Consider the following 1405-nt stretch of genomic DNA (forward strand, 5'->3'; position numbering starts at 1 on the left):
AGAGTGAGGGTCCCATTCCTTTTCTTCTTTTTCCTTCATCCTCTCTTTCTCCCTCCCTGTCCTTTCTGCTTTCCCCCTTTTTTTCGTTCTTTCTCTCCCCCTGCGGTCCCTTTCTCCTCTCTTTTCTTCCTCTCTCCCTTCTCTCTCCCCTTCCCTCTCTTCCCCCTCTTTCCCCTTTTCTTTTCCCCCCTTTCTTCCTTTTCTTCTTTCCTTCCCCCTCCCCTTTTTCTTCTCTTCCTTTCCCTTTCTTCTCTTTCTTTCTCCTCTTTTCTCCTCTTTCCTTTTTTTTCCCTTTCTCTCCCCCCTTCCTTTTTCCTTTCCCTTTCCTTCCTTTCCTCTTTCTTTTCCTTTCCCCCCTTCCTCCCCTCTTTCCTCTTCTTCCTTTTCCTCTTCCTTCCCTCCTTCTCCTTTTCCCTCTTTTCCTCTCCTTCCCTTTCTCTTCTCCCCCTCTCCTCTCCCCCTCTCCCTCTCCTTCTCTCTTCTTCCTTCTTCTTCTTTCCCCCCCCCCTCCTCCCTCCTTCCTCTTCTTTCCTCCTCCCTTCTTCCCTCTCCTTCTCTCCTCTTCTCTCTTCTCCCCTCCTTCCTTTCTTCCCCCCCCTCTTTCTCCCCTTCTCTCTTTCCTTCCTCCTCCCTTTCCCCTTTCCTCTCTCTCTCCTTTTCCCCTTCCTTCTTTTCCTCTTTTTTTTTTCCTTTCTCTTCTCTCTCTTCCCCCCTTCTCCTCTTCCTTCCTTCTTCCCCCTCCCTTTCTTTCTCTCTTTTTCCTCCTCTCTTTTCCTCTCCCCTTCTTTTTCCTTCCTTCTCTTCCCCCTTCCCCTCCTCTCCCTCCCTTTCTTCTTCCCCCCTTCCTCCTCCTTTTTCTCCCTTCCCCCCCTCCCTCCCCTTTCTCTCCTCTTCCTTTTCTTCTTTTTTTCCCTCTCCCTCTTCCTTCCCTTTTTTTCCCTCTTTTTCCTTCTCTCCTCTTCCTTCTTTCCTCCCCCTCTCTTCCCTTTCTTTTTTTCTTTTTCTTTTCTCTTTTTCCTTTCTTTCCTCTCCTCCTCCTTTCCTCTCCCCCCTTTCTCTCCTTCTTTTTTTTCCTTTTTCTCCCCCCCTCCTTCCTCCCCCTCCCCCCCCTCTTTTCCCCCCCCTCCCTTTCCCTCCCTCCTCCTTCCCTTTCTCCCCCTTCCTTCCCCTTCCCTTTTTCTCTCCCCCTTTTTTTTCCTTTCTCCCTTTCTCTCCCTCTCCCCTCCCTTTCTCTCCTCCCCTCCCTTTCTCTCTTTTTTTTCTCTCTCTTCTCTTTCTCCTCCCCTTCCCTTTCTCTCTTCTTTCTCCTTCCCCTTTTCCTTTTTTCCCTTTCCCCCCTCTTTTTCCTTTCTTCCTCCTCCTCCCCCCTTCCCTTTCCCCCCCTTCCTTTCCCTTTCTCTTTTCT

Annotated in this window: 1 protein-coding gene; it reads right to left on the reverse strand. The window is 50.1% G+C overall.

Features of this window, described 5'->3' with window-relative positions; all coding sequences use genetic code 11:
• Positions 1 to 35: 35 nt before the first annotated feature.
• Positions 36 to 1405 (reverse strand): hypothetical protein (locus K5Q73_RS21885; RefSeq protein ID WP_220766184.1); only part of this gene is annotated, 1370 nt, incomplete at its 5' end.

The organism is Shewanella sp. MBTL60-112-B2 (genome assembly GCF_019655055.1).
Lineage (GTDB): Bacteria > Pseudomonadota > Gammaproteobacteria > Enterobacterales > Shewanellaceae > Shewanella.